The sequence below is a fragment of the Phycisphaerae bacterium genome, from assembly GCA_035384605.1.
Classification (GTDB): Bacteria; Planctomycetota; Phycisphaerae; order UBA1845; family PWPN01; genus JAUCQB01.
Map to the genome: position 1 here is coordinate 23,405 of DAOOIV010000024.1, position 18,336 is coordinate 41,740.

Genomic DNA, 18,336 nt, shown 5'->3' on the forward strand with positions numbered 1-18,336 from the left:
GATCGGGACTGGATGTTTCCAATGCGGGCCGCTGGAGCCATATGCCGGATTTTGTCTTGGACCTAAGTGTTTTATTTGAAGGAACTTAGGATTCTGGTCGGCGCGGGACGATGGTATTTCCACAGGATGGATTCATGAGCAGCTTGTTGTCACGGAGCGCGACCGGGGCGTTGATCCTGACCCTGCTTCTGACTGTGGGTGCGGATGCGGAAGATACGGGGCAAAGTAACGCCGACGACCCGGCCTCGATTGTCCGGGCCGATGTTCGCCTTGATCAGCCCGTGCTCCAGACCGGTCAGAAGGTCTGGGCTACCTTCACTGTGACTAACCTGATTGACGAGCCCGTCGGGCTTCAGGTTCCGGGTGCTCAACTGGCAGAGATGCCATCCACGGAGGTGGGTCTGCCGCTGCAGCATGTCTTCAGCGCGAGGAATTTCGGCGCGTTGACGATCGAAGAGGAGGACCGGGGAACCGTGTCGGGTGAGACGGTCACGCAACGGCCGGTGGTTCCGGTACCACTGATTACCCTTGCGCCCCATGCCTGTCTGGGCGTGCGAATCGAGTTGACCCAATACTACGACATCCTGAGGCGGCCCGGAGTTTACAAGCTTACGTGGAAGCCCTACGAGGGGGTGCTCCAGTCTGAGCCTGCCGTGCTGACCGTCATGGCCAAGCAAAGGGCCAAGATGATCACGAACCTCGGGACCATCACCATAGAGTTTTACTATGCGGAGGCCCCCAACCACGTCCGCAACTTTGTTGAGCTGGTACGACAAGGCTTCTACGACAATCTGACCTTTCATCGGGTGATTCCCGGCGGCATCATTCAGGGGGGCAGCCCCACCGGCGACAACAAGGGTGCTCGCCCGGACGGCAAAACGCTCAAGGCGGAATTCAGCAAGATCCCGTTCGAGGCCGGGACGGTGGGCATGGCACGGTCGCCCAACAACCCGGACTCCGCCAGTTGCCAGTTCTTCATCTGCCTGAGCGCCCAACCGTCGTTCGTGGGGAACCAGACAGCCTTTGCCAAGGTTGTGGGCCAGGAATCGTTTGAGACCCTCAAAAAGATCGCTTCCGTGCCCACCACGGTTAAAGATCGTCCCATCGAGCCGGTTTACATCAAGACCATTTCGTTGGAGAATATCCCCGAGCGTTCGCAGGCGACCTCTCCCTCGGCTCCGGACCGAGAGGGGGCGGCAGCCCGCGCCGTGGTTAGGGTGCAGAACTCAACCCGAGGCAAGACCTCAAGGGCCGAGGGCTCCTCGGTGGTTGGCCCAAACCCTGCGACCTCGCAGCCGGCAGCGTCCAGCGACCAATGAGCCGGGCCGGACGGCTGAACGCATCGGGATCGACTTTCAGGCAAAGCCGATCGCATTGGGGGCCAGGTTCCACGCAATGGAGCCGTTGGCCAACGGGTCAGGACCGAGAGGTAGCAGCCCAGCCTTCGTGTTTCAGGTGCCGTGGCTCACCTGGTCTCCTATGCGGTCGGCTTTGTCCGATAATCGGGGGTTGGTTCGGAGGCCCTTGCACGGGCGCTTTGCGGCCCGACGGGGTTGAGAACAACGGTTTGCGAGATGGCTTACACGGTTCTGGCTAGAAAGTACCGCAGTTGGACGTTCGACGAGCTCGTCGGGCAGGAAGCCGTCGCGACTACGCTCAAGAACGCGATCAACAGTCGGCGACTGCACCACGGCTACCTTTTCTGTGGCACGCGTGGTGTCGGAAAGACCTCCGCTGCCCGTATTCTGGCCAGGTCGCTCAATTGTCTGAAGAGTGATGGGCCGACGACCAGTCCATGCCGCGAGTGCGAGTCATGTGTTGCCACCGCCGAGGGGCAGGACGTCGATGTGATTGAGATCGACGCGGCCAGCAACACCGGCGTCGACAATATTCGCGAGCTTCGCAGCAACGCCGCATATCGTCCGGCCAGAGCCCGCTTCAAGATTTACATCATCGACGAAGTCCACATGCTCAGCACAGGCGCGTTCAACGCATTGCTCAAGACGCTCGAGGAGCCTCCGGAGCATGTGAAGTTCATCATGGCCACGACCGAGCCGCAGAAGGTTCCGGCCACGATTCAAAGCCGTTGTCTGCGATTCGATTTTCGCAGCATTGGCGTGGAGCAGATTGCCGGGCACCTCAAGTGGATACTCGGCCAGGAGGGCGTTCAGGCGGATGAGGCCGTGATCCGGCGGGTCGCCAGGTTGGCGAACGGCTCGATGCGCGACGCGCTGTCGCTGCTGGATCAACTGCTGTCGATGGGCAGCGACCGCCTGACGTCGTCGATGGTCGACGACATCCTGCCGGTGCCTCACGATGAGGTGCTGACGCGCCTGATCGGGCAGATCGCCGATCGCGACGCGGCCGGGGCACTCGTCTCGCTCGACACTTGTCTGGCGGCCGGCTACAGCCTCGAACGATTCGCCGAGTCACTGGCCGATCAGATCCGGACGTTGATGCTCCTCAAGTTGTGCGGTCCGGACACGCCGCTGGCCGAGGTTCCGGCCGTGGCTCGGGATGCGATGCTCTCGCTCTGCCAGCGCTTTGAATCGGACGCTTACGTCTACATGATTATGGTGCTTGAGGATTTGAGACGCAGCGTCCGGTTCAGCACCATGGGGCGGGCGCTCATGGAGGCGGGGATTGTACGATTGGCCTCGGCGGCCAGTTATGCGTCGATCCAGAGCCTGCTGGACCAGTTGGGGGGGGGACCCGGGGGGCCGGTTGAGGCTCCCCCAACGACGCCCACTTCCGTAAGCTCCAGGCCGTCGCAAGTGCAGCCTTTACCGCGGCCGGCTGTCGTGTCCGGCGGCCCGACATCGGCTGCGTCGCCAAGGATTGAACCTGTGGCCGGAGGTTTCCGACGGCCGGTGCCCCCCAAGCCGGCTGCTCCGCCGCCGCGCGTCGTTTCTCCGCCGAGCAGCGAAGATGTTCGAGCGGCCACAAGCGATCCGATGGTGCGCGAGGCGATGGACCTTTTTGACGGGACTCTGGTTCATGTGGAGCGCTTGAAGGGGCCCGGCACGTGAAGAATCTTGGGGTTTGGGGTACATCGACGGCGGCGATACGCATGCCGTGATCGTGTAAGGAGTCTGAGAATGTTCGGAGCCTTGGGCAATCTGGCCGGTCTGATGAAGCAGGCGAAGTCCGTGCAGGAAAACATGCAGAGGATGCAGGAGACGCTTGGGGAGCAGCGGTACGAGGCCGAGGCCGGGGCCGGCTTGGTTCGCGTCGTGGTCAATGGGAGGTCTGAGCTGGTTGATATCAAAATCGACCCCAAGGCCGTGTCGGACATTGAGCTTCTGGAGGACATGATCAAGGGGGCATTGGGGGCGGCCGGCCGTAAGGCTCAAGAAGGCATGAGGGCTGAGGTGGTTAAGCTGACCGGCGGCTTGAACATACCGGGCTTGACCGATCTGCTCGGCGGCAATTCTCTTCCTTAACAAGAGGAGCAGGGGGCGGAGTTCCTGAGGTACCGCCGGCGGCTTGTCGGCCGGTGATTGCGCGCAGGCGGTGAATAATAACGATTCAGGAGGATTGGCCGTGGACGAGCAACACAGCGGCATGCCGGCTTCCCTCGGTCGACTGATCACCGAACTGGCTCGGCTGCCAGGTATTGGGCCTCGCAGCGCCGAACGTATCGCCTTTCACCTGCTGCGGGCCGAAAAAGCCGAGGCCATGGCGCTGGCCGACGCGATTCGCGACATGAAAGAGAACCTCCGGCACTGTTCGCGGTGCTACAACCTCACCGACTCAGACCCTTGCCCGATCTGTCGCGACCCGGGGCGCGATGCCTCCCTGATCGTTGTCGTCGAGCAGCCCAAGGAGGTGATCCTCCTGGAGCAGACCGGCTTGCTGAAAGGCCATTATCATGTCCTCATGGGTCACATTGCCCCATTGGAGCGAATTGGGCCGGAGGATCTGACGATCGATGCGCTGGTGCGCCGTGTCAAGGCGGGTGGTGTTCGCGAGGTTTTGTTGGCGACAAATCCGACCATGGAGGGCGACGGGACGGCGCTGTACATCCAGGGTCTTCTCAAGCCGCTGGGCGTGACCGTCTCGCGCCTGGCCAGGGGCCTGGCTGTCGGTTCTCAGGTCGAATACGCCTCGCGAGCGATGCTCGAGGCCGCTATCGCCGGACGAACTCCCATCTAGATTCCCGGTGGCAAGGCGAAGCCGGCACAAGATGAATCTGATCCGGCCGTGCCGGCAGCGGTCCGATGTTCTTGCCGGGAGGATCGTTTTTCCCGGCACGACCGGACAAGCTGCCGACCGTAGCCGGCCGTCTCCTTGGCCAGTTCACTGATTTTGAGTCTCCGCTCGGCCAGGTTCAAGCCGGTCTGATATGTATCATTCAGCGGCTTCTTCCACTGTTCGGGGATGGCGCTATGGCCGTGCATCGCTCCGAGAATCGCGCCCACCGTGCCGCTGTTGCAGTCGTTGTCGTAGCCCATCATGGCCGCCAGGCAAATGCTCCTGGAAAAGTCGCCACGACCGTACAAGAGAGCCAGTGCGCAGGCAGCTCCATTGACGTCTGCGTATACCCATCGCCAATTGCCCCACAGGTAGGGGGCCTCGCCTGTGTTGTACTGCTCCTCGGCGAATTGGTCGCCACGAGTGCCGTCCGGGTCAAAGCCGTATTTCCGATCGAGCTGCTCCCAGGCGGCTTGCCAATTGCTGTATCGGCGGTTCCAGGCGACTGCATCGCGAATCGCCTCCGCGTAGCGGCAATCGGCAGGGATCAACTCCAGCGAACGACGCACGACGGTGTTCACGTCGTTCTCGACCATGGCGAGGCTGACGGCAGCCGCGATGAAGCGCGCAGCGTAGATGCCGTTGTCAGCGTGAGAGAGAGACGCGTCCATGGTCGCATACTCCGCAGCCAGACGCGGCATTCCGGGAGCTATCATGCCCCAGACGTCGACCCGCATCTGTGCGCCAATCCACTCGGCATAGGGGTTGCCGGTGGTTGCGGATTCCGGCGGCCAGATGTTGCGTTTGAAGTTCTCAAGGGCAACAAGCTCAGCCGTGCAGGCCGATGGTACATACTTAAGCCAGCATTCGGCAAGGTCGCGCGCGGTCAAATGGATTCCGCGTTCACGAACGGCCAGCAATGCGACCAGCATGAGGTCCGAGTCGTCGTTCGGCGGGGAGCTGTCGAAGTTTCCTGCAAGGAAACCTTTATGCGGCGTATCGAAGGCGGCGGGCATGTAGGCGGTTATCGGATAGCAGCCCGCCTCTCTGGCCTTGGTTTCGATCTGCTCCCGGCCCCAGCCTTCGGTCGGCTGGCCGAGGATGAGTCCGATCAGCTTGCCCGACCAGGCACCGTGGACTTTGTCGAAATAGAGCTTTTCGTTGTTCGTCAATCGCCCGGCCCGAAGCAACTCGGCGTCGCTGAACCGCGCGTTTCCTGTTTTGCTGGATTCGAGCGAACAACCAGAGGTCGCGAGCAGAAGACCGGCCAGTGCTCCGACATACACCTCGCGGGAAACCGTCATCATGTGCCTCCTCTGAGTACTTGAGTCGTCTGCGACAACGGGAATGCGGCAACCTTACCACCCTATCATCAGTTTGGCCACGGGCAAAGCAAGCTGGTCTTGCATCCGGAGGGTCGCTGAAATGTGCGCAGGCTGAGCTGTGACCTGCTCTGCTTGCCCACCAAAGTCTGCTCGACGATCGGTGAGGTTGGCGAGGGCAGACCCTTGGACACCCGCGAGCGTCGCCCGGAACCGGCGGTACGCTTGGCTGCAGAGCCTGAGTAGATAGTAAGATCGTATTCAGATTGGACTGGTCGGTGGTACAACGATCGCCGCCGTCGTCCACGGCAGGAACCCCGGTGAGCCAGGAGCATGCCCGGCCAATCGCCGCACAAGGGCCTGGTATGGACCACTTGGCACAATAAGTCGGCTCCATCGAAAGTCGAGCGGCCGCGTCAAGGGAACTCGAACGACGACTCCGTTTCCGCCACGGCCCATCGCGCCCTGAATGCATCCTTGCGGCCCGTAAGCCCTGCGGCTAAGATCCGGCGGGCGATGGAGTCCGCCCTTAACCGGCCCCCCCGTGGGGGCTTGATGACTCCTACCTGTGTCTCGGGTAGGGGTCCGTACCGGCTCAGCGTAGCAAGCAACAGACCCCACCAGGAGCAGAAACTGGCTGGGGTCTTCGCGTTGCTGCGACCAGCCTGGAAGCGCTTGCGGCCATGCGGATTTTGATTCTTTCTGATGTCCATGCCAATCCCTGGGCGCTCGCCGCCGTGGAGCGGGACGCCGGGCGGTTCGACCATGTCATCTGCGCCGGCGACACCGTCAACTACGGGCCGGCCCCCTCGATCGCGGTGGCTTGGCTTCGTCAGCATGGCTCGATTACTGTGCGGGGCAATCACGATCACGCCGTTGCCTTCCACGCTGATCCCAAAGCCAGCCCGGCCAAGCAGCCGCTGGCCATGTGCATGCGGGACTGGACCCGGGCCCAACTCGGCCCGGACGACATGGCGTGGCTGGCCCGACTGCCTTTGAGCCTGCAATGGGAGATCGGTGGCGTTTGCTTCGCGGTGACCCATGCGACGCCGCTCGACCCGCTGTACGACTACCGACTGACTCCTCAGCAGTGCGATGCAATCCTTGACGACGTGGCCGCCAAGGTCCAGGCCGATGTTCTGGTCCTGGGCCACACCCACTTCCCCTTGACCCGCCGCCGCGGCTCCCTGCAAATCGTGAATCCCGGCTCGCTGGGACAGCCGCTGGATGGCGATGTTCGGGCGCCGTACGTGTTGTGGGAAGACGGCGTCGTTCATTGCCGAAGAGCGGAGTACGACTTGGAACCTGTGATATGTGCCCTGCGTCAACTGCCGGCAGAGACGATCGTTCAGGACGACCTCGTCGCCATGCTGCAGCAGGCAACCATCTTAGCCAAACCGGTGATTGCGACGAAGGAGGCCGCCTATCCAACCCGACAGGGGTAAGCTCACCGCAGATGCGATTCTCGGCGCGTTGACGGCCGTAACTCGGACGGCAGCCACGGCCGCGGATCTGCAAGTACAACCGGGTCGCCGGAAATCGAGGTGACATGTGGCAAGGCGGCTGTCTCTTATCCGAGATCCGTCCGCCGACAACAAGTGAGCGCGACCGATGTGGGACATTCACTGGTTTCAGGTGGCCGCACTTATCGCCGGCGCCCTCTTTGCCTCGGCCGTCGCGGCGGTGGCCGGGTTTGGGGGCGCAGTTCTATTGCTGCCGGTGCTTACCTGGGTGTTCGGCGTGCGCGATGCAGTACCGATCCTCACGATCGCACAATTCGTCGGGAACGGCTCTCGCGTCTGGTTCAACCGCACCGACATCGATCGCCGGGTGGTCGGGTGGTACTCGGCCGGCGCCGTGCCGCTGGCGCTGCTCGGCGGCGTGATCTTCGCCGCCGCGCCGCTCAGTTGGCTGACGCGAGGGGTCGGCGCATTTCTCGTCGGTATCGTGGTGTACCGCCGGCTGGGCGGGGGCCGATATCCTCGCTGCCCGGCCCACGCGTTCGCTGCCGTCGGAGCAGGTGCATCGCTGCTCTCGGCGCTCGTGGGCAGCACCGGCCCCGTCACGGCGCCGTTCTTCCTGGCCTTTGGACTGACGCGAGGGGCGTATATCGGCACCGAGGCGGCCGCGACGGTGATCACGCATACGTTCAAACTCGCCGCCTACGGCTGGACCAGCCTTCTTTCAAGCCGGGTCCTGGTCACGGGCCTGCTCCTGGCACCGTGCATGTTTGCCGGCTCATGGGCGGGCAAGCGGCTGCTGGACCGGATGAGCGAACGGTTTTTCATCGCAATGATCGAGACCGTGATGGCCGTAGCTGGCATAATGCTCATTGCGGCGGCTTAAGAACGTGCAGGAGTGTTGAAATCTGTTTGCCAGGACTCTCAAGGCACCCTTCGGCCACAGCCACAACATGCGCGCACAATGCGCACCAGCCCCGACGGAAGAGCCTGAAGCTGAGAGCCCCGTCGCCGCTCCGTTCCAACCGCCCCTTCCGGAGCAGGCCTGGTGTTCTCCTCGGCGACAACACCGGCGGACACCCTGCGCGCCGACCGGAACCATCCGCGGCCCCTGGCCCCCGCCAACGCTCTTTGAGAAGTTAATAACAGCCTTCTGCCGACCGAAGGTAGGTTGCGCTTCCATAACAATGTGCCTCACGGCTCGCCGGCGCCAAACGAACCCAATTAAGATCCGAAGTCCTCGTGTCATAAATACTTGCGTAAAACACGGGATGATCTTCCTGTATCCGATCCGCCCCGAACACCTTGCCCGCCCTCTCGATCCCACCCAGGTTTTTGACTCCGCAGGACACCATACCTATTTCGACGCTGCTTTTGGTTTTTGGGGGCCGAGGGGCCGGTTGAGAGTGGCCTCGGGTCTGCCGAGAAAGGCCTGGTTGCCAGGCGGGCGTCCGGTTCGTCCGTGGCGTCAAAGGCGTGATTGGAGATGGTCGGCATCGGGTTGCCGGGGAATCTTCGCCGGTTTTCCCATCCTCGCCGGAAGCGCAACGGCCGTGGCCGGCCGATCATGGGTGCCGGCGATGCGAGCAGCGGTACTCCTCCGGCAGTAAGCCGCCGGTTTCCCCGCCAGGTAATGTGATGCGGATAGCCGGGCGCAACAATGCGAGTCATTCGACGCATGAGGCTGTCACAAGATGACGGTAACACGTTGAGAAGAATTAGGTATTTATAGCCTCTATATGCTAACTATATGGCGTGCTCAGAATGCCGGCAAAACAAGCTCGGCGGGGCAGCGGCACGACGGGGGTATGTGGTTTCATGTGACAATCAGACCCGGCGAAAAGCTCCGCCCCGCGCGCCTTCGTATCCTCTCGTCGCCGCGCTAGCCGTCGCCGAACGGACGGTCGCACCCTTGACCGATGTCTTCCGCTCGCGTGTTCGTCGCTGCGGAAGGCTGTAAATGGCGCGGCACGTGCGGTACAATGCCGGGTCAGGTCCCGGCGGCGTAGCCGGGCGAGGTCACACGGGGAGTCCGAAATGAAGAACGATCAATCGGTAAGAAAATCGCGACGGGAATTCCTGCTGGAAGTCGGCACGGGGGCGGTTGCGTTGTCGGCGTCACCTGCACTGGTCCAGGCCGAAGGCGCCGTCCGGACGGTTCGCCCTTCGTCCAAGCAGGTGCGAATCGGCGTAGTCGGCGGCGGTTTCGGTGCCGCGTTTCAATGGCACCTGCACCCCAACAGCCGGGTGACGGCCGTGTGCGATCTGCGGGAGGAGCGGATCCAGAAGCTCAAGAGAGTCTACAAATGCGATAACGGTTACAAGGATTATCACGAGTTTCTCAAGCATCCTGAACTGGATGCCGTGGCGCTGTTCACGCCCGCCCCTTACCACGTGAGGATGGCGGTCGAGGCGCTGAAACTGGGAAAGCACGTCGTCAGCGCAGTGCCGGCGGGGATGTCGGTCGCAGAGCTCGAAGAACTGCTGGAAGTCGTGAAACAGACCGGTTTGAAGTACATGATGGCGGAGACCAGCCGCTATCGACAGGAAGTGCTCACCTGCATTGATTGGGCGAGGGAAGGTCGCTTCGGGGAGATCTTCTACTCTGAATCCGAGTATCATCACACCGGTCTCGGGCCATACGCCTATGGATCGAGCTTTGACTGCCAGTCCTGTGACTTCATCAAATCGGTTGATCAAGTGGATAAGGACGCGAGATTCTCGGACAAGCTCGTGCCGACCTGGGCGTATGCCTACCCGCCGATGCTCTATCCAACACACTGCACGGGCATGATCATTCCGGTCACCGGCGAACGGCTGACGGAAGTAACGGCCCACGGCTGGGGGAATGACCATGAGATGCTGAAGAAGAACTACTACGACAACAATCCGTTTATCCACACGGTCGCGCTCTTCAAGACTTCCAAAGGTCATTGCTCCCGTATCTCCATCGGCTGGAACATCGCGGCTCAAGGAACAGAGCGAGGTCTGTTTTACGGAGACAAGATGTCCTTTATCATGGCCCGGCCGGAAGGTTCGCCGAATACCGTGGTGGAGCAGAAGATCGATCCGAACGGGCCGTTTGGGGTATTCGGCGGCGAGGCGGTGAGCCGTCCTTTCGAGCAGCCGAATTACCTGGATCGACTTCCGGAACCACTGCGGATCGCGACCGGCCACGGCAACTCTCACGCGTTCATCACGCACGAGTTTGTCAGCGCCATCATCGAGGACCGTCATCCGGAGGTGAATGTCTGGGAAGCCGTCGCCTACACCATGCCCGGCGTCATCGCGCACCAGTCGGCTTTGGCCGGCGGCGCGTGCATGAAAATCCGCGACTATGGAGCAGCGCCTGCTTGAGCAGAAAGCAACCGTGGAACGGAGAACTGTGCCGGCTGTTGCGTTGGGATTTCGTCATCGGTGTCCTCGGCCTTGCAGAGGAGCAAGAGGGTCGACCGACATTACAGGGACCGTTCCGTTGAAAGACTTGGCCGTGCCCCAGCAGGCAGGGGCCTGGCCATGCTACCCTTTTCGCGATGCGCTCCTGCGATTGCCTGGCGGCTCGTCGTGGTTTGAGCGTATACTGAGGGCCAGGAGCGGAATCGGGCGAGTGAACGGAGGAATCTCATGCCGTTGACAGCAAAAGACATTGATCGGCACATGCGGGAGATCGGCAAGTACGTGGACTGGTCGGGGACGTGCGATACGTTCAAGGCCGGGGACGCGTCGACGCCGATCAGAGGAATCGCGGTTTCGTGGATGAGTTCGATTGCCAACCTGCGGGAAGCGCATGCCCGGGGGTGCAACCTGTTCATCACCCACGAGCCGACGTTCTACTCGCACATGGACAACGAGAAGGCTTACGACAACGACACCTGCACGAAGGTGAAACGGGCGTTCCTGCAGGAAACGGGGATGGTGGTGTACCGTTGCCACGACGTGTGGGATCGCTTTCCGAACGAGGGTATTCTTGACAGTTGGGCGGCGTTCCTTGGGCTGACGGGCGAGCCGATCAACGCCGAGACATTCTGGAAGGTGATGCCGATCAAGGAGCAGCCGGTTATCGTCCTGGCGCATGAGATCGGCCGTCGGGTCAGGCAGTTGGGCCAGGATGCCGTCCTGACCATAGGCGACCAGAACAAGAGAGTCTCGAAGGTTGCGATCGGCACCGGGGCGATCACCAGCGCCCGCGAGTTTCATCGCATCGGGGCGGATGTCGGCATCGTGACCGAGATCACCTGGTGGCGCGACGCCCGCTGGGCATTGGACATGGGCATGCCGCTGATCGTGGTCGATCACACCGTCAGCGAGGAGCCGGGCATGATCAACCTGGCCAAGTACCTCAAGCGGCAGTTCCCCGAAGTGAAGATCGAGTACATACCGACAAACTGCCCGTTCAAGGTGGTGACGGCGAAGGATGAAGACTAAGGGCGGAGGGCGAAATCAAGCCCAAACGGGGTATGGGTCCGTGAACACATGGATGCGTCGATCTTTCAGAGGCATTCTCTGTATTCTTGTCGTTCTGGGCGGGTGCGGGGATGAGGAGGGGGCTCCGCCTCCGCCGGCGGCACCGTTGCCGACGACCGGCCCTTTCGCGGCTCCGATCTACGCGGGTTACTTGAAGGGGATGAAGATTTGCCTGGATCCGGGACATGGCGGCCGTGCCAACCGGAAGGGATACAAGCGGGGGCCGACGGGTCTGCGCGAGGCGGAGGTGAACCTGAGGGTGGCCTTGTATCTCCGCGAGTTTCTGGAGGCCGGCGGGGCCAAGGTGTACATGACGCGGACCCGGGATATCTATCTGGCCGAGGATGAGCGGGAAGACCAGCGGCTTCGGGTCGAGATGGCCAATCGCAACGACTGCGATGTATTCGTGTCGATTCATCACAACGCCAACGATGCCAACCCGAACGCGAATTTCGTTTCGGTCTGGTACCACGACGATCCCGATCACAGCCCGGCCAGCCTGGACGTCGCCCGGCAGTTGGCGGTGGCGCTTATGGATGAACTGCGACTTCCTCAGCAGCTTGGTTGCCCAATCATGAGTGACAAGCTGATCTATGCCAAGAGCGGGTTTGCCGTGCTGCGGCAGGCGAAGGTGCCGGCAGTTCTTTGCGAGTGCTCGTTTCACTCAAATCCGGAAGAGGAATCGCGGCTGCGAAACCCCGAGTACAACCGCCGCGAGGCTCACGCCTTGTTTGTCGGGCTGGCCCGGTACGCCTACGCGGGGATTCCTCGCGTGCAGCTCCTGGACCCGCCAGACGGGCTTTTGCCGGAGAGCGGTGCGAAGGCAATCCTGATTGAGCTGAACGACGGCATCCGCGACCGCAAAAGCTGGGGATGGGACCGGCCGCTGATCCTGAGCGACAGCATCGTCGTGCGACAAGATGGAAAAGACCTGCCGTTCACCTTCGACAAGCAGACCAACCTGCTTACGGTACCCCTGCCGAGCAGGCTCAAGCTCGGATCGATTCGCTTGGAGGTCCGATTGATGAACCTGTTCAAGCAGTCGAACCCGAAAACGTCGCTGGAGCTGAAGGTCGTCAAGAAGCTTCCACCGAACCGACCGGTCGCGAGGGCCGCAACGGCCCCGGTGCCCGCACCGGCCACGGAGGAGAGCGAGTAGGGCAGCAGTCTGTGGGTCTATTGGTCTGTTAGTCAATTAGTCATCTAGACTGTCAGGAGGATTGATGGAGGCCTGAGCGCAACAGCGGCATCCGCGAGGCGTTCACTGGTTCGCCATTGCCTGGAGCATTTCCAGGGCCGGGCGGTATTGGGGGTCGATTTCGAGGCAGCGGTTGAGGGCCTGGCGGGCAAGGTCGGATTGGCCCGACTCCATTTGGATGGTAGCCCGCGTGTAGGGGTAGAACGGTGCTCGCGGCGAAAGCTGTTCGGCGCGGGCGATGGCGTCAAGGGCCTCTTGGGTGCCGCCGGTCTTATGCTCGGCCAGTGATAGGTTGTACCAGAAACGGGCCTGCGAGGCATCGCGCTGGACGGCGGCCCGGAGCGAATCGCGGGCGGCGAGGTTTTCTCCCATCTCGCTATAGAGCAGACCCAGCCAATAGGGGTAATAGGGGTTATTAGGTTCTATCCGCGTGCCGTCGTGCAGCACCTTGACCGCATCGAAGGACCGCCCCTGCTGTTGCAGGAGCGTGGCATACTCGTGGCGGGCGGGAGCCAGTCGTGAATCCCACTTGAGGGCTCGCTCAAACCACGGAGCCGCTTGAGCGGAACGTCCGGTGTCCATCAGGAGCCGAGCCTGCTGGTAGGCTCCCATGGGCTGGTCGCAACGATACTCGATAAACGCGGTCAGCTCGCGGCCAGGCGACGAGGTCAGATCGATCTGCCTTCGCAAGGCCCACGCGGCTTTGATACGCACCAGACGGCTTGGGCTGGCCAGCATCGGAGCCAATAGCTGGGTGACGCTCTGACCCAACGGCTCAAGGGCGTCTATGACCACGGCTTGGACCAGCGGCGATTCATCCCCCAGCCGACTGACGAACTCAATCGCCACAGCTTGCCGCAGCGGCGATGGGTCCGGGCTCTGGAGCACCGCATCGAGGAATTTGAGGTTCACCGCCCGCCAGTTGGCGTTTTTCTCCTCGCGAAGCATGGCCAGCAGGTCGGGGGCGGCGGACGGATCACCGGCCTTGAGCCGGGCCTGGAGCCGCGCTCGCCTTTGTGTCGGACGGTCCATCCGGTCGCCGTACCACTCCCGGACGTACTTGATGTTCCAGTCAAGGCCCTCCTTCTCGTGGCAGCGCATGCAAGCGTCGGGGATGCCGTGCTCTTTGTTGAGCATCGGATCGGGGATGGTCATGCCGTGGTCGCGGCGCCAATGACGGGCCATGTAGACCGTCTGCGGCATGTGGCAATCGACGCACTTGAAGCCGGGCTTGTCGGACGGGTGGCGGCTATGCTCGACCTCGTCGATCGGCCGCTTGGTGGCGATGCCCTTCTCGTGGCAGCGAAGGCACAGTCTGTTCTCGGTGGTGGCGACCTTGCCGCCGTGATAGTAGTGGCAGTCGATGCACCGCACGCCCCAAGCGTACATCAGGCTGAGTGAGAAGGGGACATATTCGAAATCCTCCTCACGGACCTGGCCGTCGGGATAGAAAATGTCAGAAAGGTCGGGAATCACCGGGTCATAGTGGTCGAGGAACTTCTCGCCCGGGATGAAGTTGCCGGTCAATGTACCGCGGCGGGCGTGACAGCCGGCGCAGGTTTCGGTGTACCGGTCGCGGTCGAACTCGGGGATGGTGGGGTCGCCGGGCTGGTCGGGATGCTGGTCCTGCCAGTCGTTGTGGGCCTGCATGGGGCCGTGGCATTGCTCGCACCCGACGCCTTTTTCAAGATAGGTCGAGGCGTAGCTGTCGTCGGACGAGCGATAACCCTTTTGGAAACTCGTGGTGTGACAGACGGCGCACATGTCGTTCCAGTTCATGCCGCGCTGCGTCCAGTGGCCCCATTCCCAGTACTGGCGGTCTTCGGCGCCGTAGACGTCGAACCACTCTTTTTTCGCGGGGTCGAAGGCCAGTTCGGTGACCTGCAGACGATCGCCCGGGAACGGGATCAGGTATTGCCACAACGGATCGACGCCGATGACGCCGATAGGTTCAAAGTCTTGTTGCTTGCCGTCGGGCCCCATGGTGGTCAGAACCAGGCGGCCGTCGCGCATGTCGGCATATGAGGTCTGAGTGCCGTGGCGGATCTCGCGGCGAGGCGAAAAGGCCTCATGGTCCAGATCGGGCACAATGTCGCGCAGGGCGTTGGCGTGATGCGATGTCTTCCACTCGGCGTAGGCCTCTTCGTGGCAACGTTTGCATGACTCCGAGCCGCCCCAGGCGCCGGCGGGGGCCGGTGCCGAGGCTGCCTGGCTCGCGGGATCGCCGGCCGGAGCAGACGCCGGCGGCGCCGGGCGCGAATCACAGGCCGACAATGCGACCGGCAGCAACACCGATGTCAACACAGTCCACTTCAAAGTCGGTCAATCCCGTGCGTCGATCAGGGGCGTCCGTTCCATGAACCTGGGCCATGGGGTTACGCCAAATACCACATGGTCGCCCGCCGGTGGTGGCACAGCCTGCCTGCGGCGACGTGACGCCACAGGTTCTGCCGGATCAAAGCCTACTCGACGAGCAGTAAGAACAAAAGCGCCCGCACATCTCTGCGGGTGCAAGCGAGCGATTGATCCGGTTACCAGGTAACCCGAATCTCCGATGTCGGCAGGGTTTGCCTGAATCGCGCAAGCATGGCTCGCCGTTGGGCGTTGTAGCGCCAGCCAAGAGCCGTTGGCGCGGCGTTGGGGGCCAGGGAGTCAAGGACATCCTGGCCGACGCGGACCGCGAGCGGCTTGTCGACGTTGGTCACGAGCAGTTCGTTGTCTTGGCCGGCCGGGAAGGCGACTTTCACGTGCCATGGTCCGCCCGCGACCGGGGGAGCGACCTCAACGGGCTTGCCCCAGGAACTGACATGCCAGCGACGGTGGCCGAGTTTATCGCGGACGACGCGCGTCCAGGGTTCGCACCAGTTGGGCAGCCGGCCTTGTGCCTGGAGGCAACGCATCAGCAGACCCGGATAGATCAGGGCGGGGTAAGCGATGTTGGTCTGGGTATGCCAGGAGTCGGGGTAGAGGCCGACCCACGGCTCCTTGTCCATCATCTGCTGCAAGCCACTGAGGACCACGCCGTCGGCGATGTACCGCAGCAGCGGGTCGGGACGACAGGCGTCCAGTTCGATGACATGCTGAGCCCATTCAAGGCCGCACCACTGCACGAGTACGCCGAACCAGTTGACCACGTAGAACGTCAGGCCGAGGACTGGGACGGTACCGTAGGGCGTGACCTGGGGCCGGCCGCTGTGGTAGGCTTCGGCCAGCGGAATGGAGTGCCGGTTCCAGTCGTCCTTGTCGCGAGTCGCCACCAGGAACCCCCCGCGGTGTTCTATGGGCACGCGCCAACTGTAGACGAATGGCACGCCGCACCAAGCCCAATAGGAGGCATCATCCAGCCATTGCGGATTGCCGGTAATCTCGTAAGCCATCCGGTAGGCCTCGGTCGCCAGGGCGGCGGCCCGGATGTCGGGAATCTGCTGATGCACCTCCCAGACTTGGGCGCCGCGAGGTACGCGGAAGCGCCGCATGGCGTCGAGCGCTTTAAGGGCGGCATCGATCTGAGGCCCGGATCCCGTGAGATGAGCGTACTTGAGGATCGGTAGAGCCTGCTGGACACAGGTGCCGACGCAGGTTGAGCCGTCTTCGCCGAGGCTGTCGTACTTGCCTTGCGTCAGCTCACGGCAGGTCTTGCGTATTTCGTCGGTGTTGGTGAAAGGCCAAGTGCCGTCTGGTCGCATGGCGGCCATCGCGTTTCTCGACGGTGCTTCGTGGACCAGGCGCGCGGACAGCGGGACCGCCGTATCGATGATCTGCTTGCCTTTCAGCCCGGTGTGATCCACCCACTGCGTCTGTCCGGTCTCGATGTAGTGGCCGATGAGCGTGGCCGCGATTTCCGGATTGTAGTGGCTGCTTTTGCCCATGTACCAGTGATGCCGCCAACCGTTCTCTTGAGGCCAGTAAATCGTCTGGCCGAGGCTGCGGGCGATCAGGTCGTATATCTGGCGATCGTCGTAACGACGAGGCGGTGGCGTGGGCGCGCCGAATACGTCGTACCACCAGCGGGCGGCCATAGCGACGGGAACGTCGGGCTCGGCGACGAGCACTGCCTGAATACTCAGCAGTCTGTCGTTCGTGAGTGCGTACGGCCGTCGGGCTGACGACTCATTTTCCTCACGAGCAGGCACGGAGAGCTTCATCAGGTGGTTGGATTGTCCGTCGAGGAAGTTGGGCGATGCGAAAGTGGCACAGGGACCGGCCTCAGAGCCTGAAACCGCCGGCTGCCATACAAGTGCCGAGGTCATCCGGCCGGCTTCGACGGCCATCATGGGCAGCGTGATCTTGAAGGGATGGGGCGACCAGCGGTCGGCGAACCTGTCTCCCACGGCACGATCGCTCGATGATGACCAGCCGGGCTCCAGGAATTCCAGACCGCCAAAAATGGCGTAACGGTCAATCGGGTCGCCGGCGGGGTCGCGGTCTGTCCGAAGCACGGGGACCGAAAAGTCAAGCACTTGCCCCCCTTTTGGGCCTCGCAGGCGACCGGCAATCTCGATCGCCTCGTGCTCGCCGAATCTTCTCAAGCTCAGCAGAATCTCGATTTCCCAAGCCGGCAGGTCGGAGATTTGTCCGTTGAGCAATACCATTTCAGGTGACGATCGGGCCACCGCCAAGACCGGGCAGCGCGTCACGGCCACGTCGCCGCTGAGCACCGTGATCTCGGCCAGCGGCAGCAGCCAGCCGGCAAGTCGGCCGGCGACCATCCAGCGGGCCGCCCCGACATGCTTGTTGTCAGGGGTGGGAACAAGGTCGAGCCGGACGCGATCGGACCGCAAACCCGGCAGCGTCGGCATCGACTCGCCTTTGCCGACAATGACCGCGGCCTCGGAGTCGGCGAGCACTTGCTCCTCGGACGAGACACGAGCCCGGCACCAATGCACGCCCGGCTTTTCGAAACGCACGATGGCCCTGGAATGGGCAGCGTCGCCCGGTGAGGCGGGGTGAATGACATTGACGTCCTGCGATGCCGGCTGAGCGGCCGAGATGCCGGGGATTTCGATTTCAAAAGCGCCGGTCGCGCCGCGGCCGTCGAGTTGGCGGATCGTGACCGTCGCCTGTGTCTGTTCTCCGACGGCGAGATGATGGGCTTTGACTGCAAGTCGCGTGTCGAAGACGGGTGGCTTGCGAATCAGTTCGACATAGTCAATCTCAATCTTGTTTGCGGAGGGGCCGTTGAGCGGGTCGATCCGAAATGCGGTCACGACACGGCCGGCGTCGGCGGGCTTGCCCAGCGTGAACTCAACGTCCACGAAGCCGCGGGGCTGGGTCAATGATTCGCAATCGGCGACGTGTTGTGGCGCACGCTGCTTTTCGCTCCAGGTTGGATCATCTTTGGTGGTCCAGTAAACGGCTGATTCGCCGCTCTTCTCGCCGCGCAGGCCGACACGCACGACGAGACCGTCCAAGGGCACCTCGATCGGGGGCGCGAAGACATAAGCATCGGGGTGAGATGTGGTAAGGCGCAGGCTGCCATCGGCGACGACCAGGTCCTGCGCACCGTTTCCTTTCCGCCAGCCTTCGATGTCGGCGGGTCTGTCGAAGTCCCAGCGGCGCAGGACTTCCGGCGGGGCGGCCGACACTTGCCGGCTGGTGACCACAACGGCGAGGACCAGCATGGAAAGGATTCGAGGACAAAAAACCGGTTGAGGAATCGGTGGCATGGGCTGTTTCCTTCTGTTGCAGGGTCTTCGAG

12 protein-coding genes, 1 other RNA gene and 1 riboswitch are annotated in these 18,336 nt (G+C 62.4%); of the genes, 10 read left to right on the plus strand and 3 right to left on the minus strand.

Annotated elements, in window-relative coordinates:
* Positions 1–134 precede the first annotated feature (134 nt).
* The 5 genes from PLL20_07865 to recR all read left to right on the plus strand — a co-directional run bounded on the left by PLL20_07865 (position 135) and on the right by recR (position 4,155).
* Entirely contained in the window at positions 135–1,319 is a 1,185-nt protein-coding gene (locus PLL20_07865) for a peptidylprolyl isomerase (protein ID HPD29894.1), read from the plus strand.
* 60 nt (positions 1,320–1,379) lie between these two features.
* Positions 1,380–1,478, plus strand: an RNA gene (gene ffs, locus PLL20_07870) — signal recognition particle sRNA small type.
* 96 nt (positions 1,479–1,574) lie between these two features.
* Positions 1,575–3,029 (plus strand): DNA polymerase III subunit gamma/tau, encoded by a 1,455-nt coding sequence (gene dnaX / locus PLL20_07875; protein HPD29895.1) that lies wholly within the window; start codon positions 1,575–1,577, stop codon positions 3,027–3,029.
* A gap of 69 nt (positions 3,030–3,098) precedes the next feature.
* Positions 3,099–3,443 carry a YbaB/EbfC family nucleoid-associated protein gene (locus PLL20_07880; protein ID HPD29896.1) on the plus strand — a complete coding sequence of 115 codons (345 nt, stop codon included), beginning with the start codon at positions 3,099–3,101 and terminating at the stop codon, positions 3,441–3,443.
* 121 nt (positions 3,444–3,564) lie between these two features.
* A complete protein-coding gene (recR, locus tag PLL20_07885; protein ID HPD29897.1) occupies positions 3,565–4,155 on the plus strand; it encodes a recombination mediator RecR in 591 nt (196 codons plus the stop codon).
* Here recR and PLL20_07890 read toward each other — a convergent pair.
* A complete protein-coding gene (locus PLL20_07890; GenBank protein HPD29898.1) occupies positions 4,152–5,501 on the minus strand; it encodes an ADP-ribosylglycohydrolase family protein in 1,350 nt (449 codons plus the stop codon). The genes recR and PLL20_07890 overlap by 4 nt on opposite strands.
* Positions 5,502–6,019: 518 nt before the next feature.
* Positions 6,020–6,088, plus strand: a riboswitch (Fluoride riboswitch).
* A 111-nt stretch (positions 6,089–6,199) separates the two neighbouring features.
* Between PLL20_07890 and PLL20_07895 the strand changes: the two genes are divergently transcribed.
* From PLL20_07895 to PLL20_07915, 5 genes are all read left to right on the plus strand, one after another.
* Positions 6,200–6,961: a metallophosphoesterase family protein gene (locus PLL20_07895; protein HPD29899.1), complete on the plus strand. Its 762-nt coding sequence runs from the start codon at positions 6,200–6,202 to the stop codon at positions 6,959–6,961.
* Positions 6,962–7,127: 166 nt separating this feature from the next.
* A complete protein-coding gene (locus tag PLL20_07900; GenBank protein HPD29900.1) occupies positions 7,128–7,862 on the plus strand; it encodes a sulfite exporter TauE/SafE family protein in 735 nt (244 codons plus the stop codon).
* Positions 7,863–9,013: 1,151 nt separating this feature from the next.
* Positions 9,014–10,333 carry a Gfo/Idh/MocA family oxidoreductase gene (locus tag PLL20_07905; protein ID HPD29901.1) on the plus strand — a complete coding sequence of 440 codons (1,320 nt, stop codon included), beginning with the start codon at positions 9,014–9,016 and terminating at the stop codon, positions 10,331–10,333.
* Between the two features lie 267 nt (positions 10,334–10,600).
* On the plus strand, positions 10,601–11,401 hold the full coding sequence (locus tag PLL20_07910; protein ID HPD29902.1) for a Nif3-like dinuclear metal center hexameric protein: 801 nt from the start codon (positions 10,601–10,603) through the stop codon (positions 11,399–11,401).
* A gap of 52 nt (positions 11,402–11,453) precedes the next feature.
* A complete protein-coding gene (locus PLL20_07915; GenBank protein HPD29903.1) occupies positions 11,454–12,599 on the plus strand; it encodes an N-acetylmuramoyl-L-alanine amidase in 1,146 nt (381 codons plus the stop codon).
* A 102-nt stretch (positions 12,600–12,701) separates the two neighbouring features.
* Here PLL20_07915 and PLL20_07920 read toward each other — a convergent pair whose 3' ends face one another.
* Positions 12,702–14,954: a multiheme c-type cytochrome gene (locus PLL20_07920; protein ID HPD29904.1), complete on the minus strand. Its 2,253-nt coding sequence runs from the start codon at positions 14,952–14,954 to the stop codon at positions 12,702–12,704.
* A gap of 215 nt (positions 14,955–15,169) precedes the next feature.
* The gene (locus PLL20_07925; protein HPD29905.1) at positions 15,170–18,304 is read right to left on the minus strand and encodes a hypothetical protein; all 3,135 of its coding nucleotides are present in this window, start codon (positions 18,302–18,304) and stop codon (positions 15,170–15,172) included.
* Between the last annotated feature and the right edge of the window lie 32 nt (positions 18,305–18,336).

What these genes read in the sequence shown, in the direction of transcription:
- PLL20_07865 (HPD29894.1), top strand. Translation starts at nt 135, where the DNA reads ATGAGCAGCTTGTTGTCACGGAGCGCGACCGGGGCGTTGATCCTGACC.
- dnaX (HPD29895.1), top strand. Translation starts at nt 1,575, where the DNA reads ATGGCTTACACGGTTCTGGCTAGAAAGTACCGCAGTTGGACGTTCGAC.
- PLL20_07880 (HPD29896.1), top strand. Translation starts at nt 3,099, where the DNA reads ATGTTCGGAGCCTTGGGCAATCTGGCCGGTCTGATGAAGCAGGCGAAG.
- recR (HPD29897.1), top strand. Translation starts at nt 3,565, where the DNA reads ATGCCGGCTTCCCTCGGTCGACTGATCACCGAACTGGCTCGGCTGCCA.
- PLL20_07890 (HPD29898.1), bottom strand. Translation starts at nt 5,501, where the DNA reads ATGATGACGGTTTCCCGCGAGGTGTATGTCGGAGCACTGGCCGGTCTT.
- PLL20_07895 (HPD29899.1), top strand. Translation starts at nt 6,200, where the DNA reads ATGCGGATTTTGATTCTTTCTGATGTCCATGCCAATCCCTGGGCGCTC.
- PLL20_07900 (HPD29900.1), top strand. Translation starts at nt 7,128, where the DNA reads ATGTGGGACATTCACTGGTTTCAGGTGGCCGCACTTATCGCCGGCGCC.
- PLL20_07905 (HPD29901.1), top strand. Translation starts at nt 9,014, where the DNA reads ATGAAGAACGATCAATCGGTAAGAAAATCGCGACGGGAATTCCTGCTG.
- PLL20_07910 (HPD29902.1), top strand. Translation starts at nt 10,601, where the DNA reads ATGCCGTTGACAGCAAAAGACATTGATCGGCACATGCGGGAGATCGGC.
- PLL20_07915 (HPD29903.1), top strand. Translation starts at nt 11,454, where the DNA reads ATGCGTCGATCTTTCAGAGGCATTCTCTGTATTCTTGTCGTTCTGGGC.
- PLL20_07925 (HPD29905.1), bottom strand. Translation starts at nt 18,304, where the DNA reads ATGCCACCGATTCCTCAACCGGTTTTTTGTCCTCGAATCCTTTCCATG.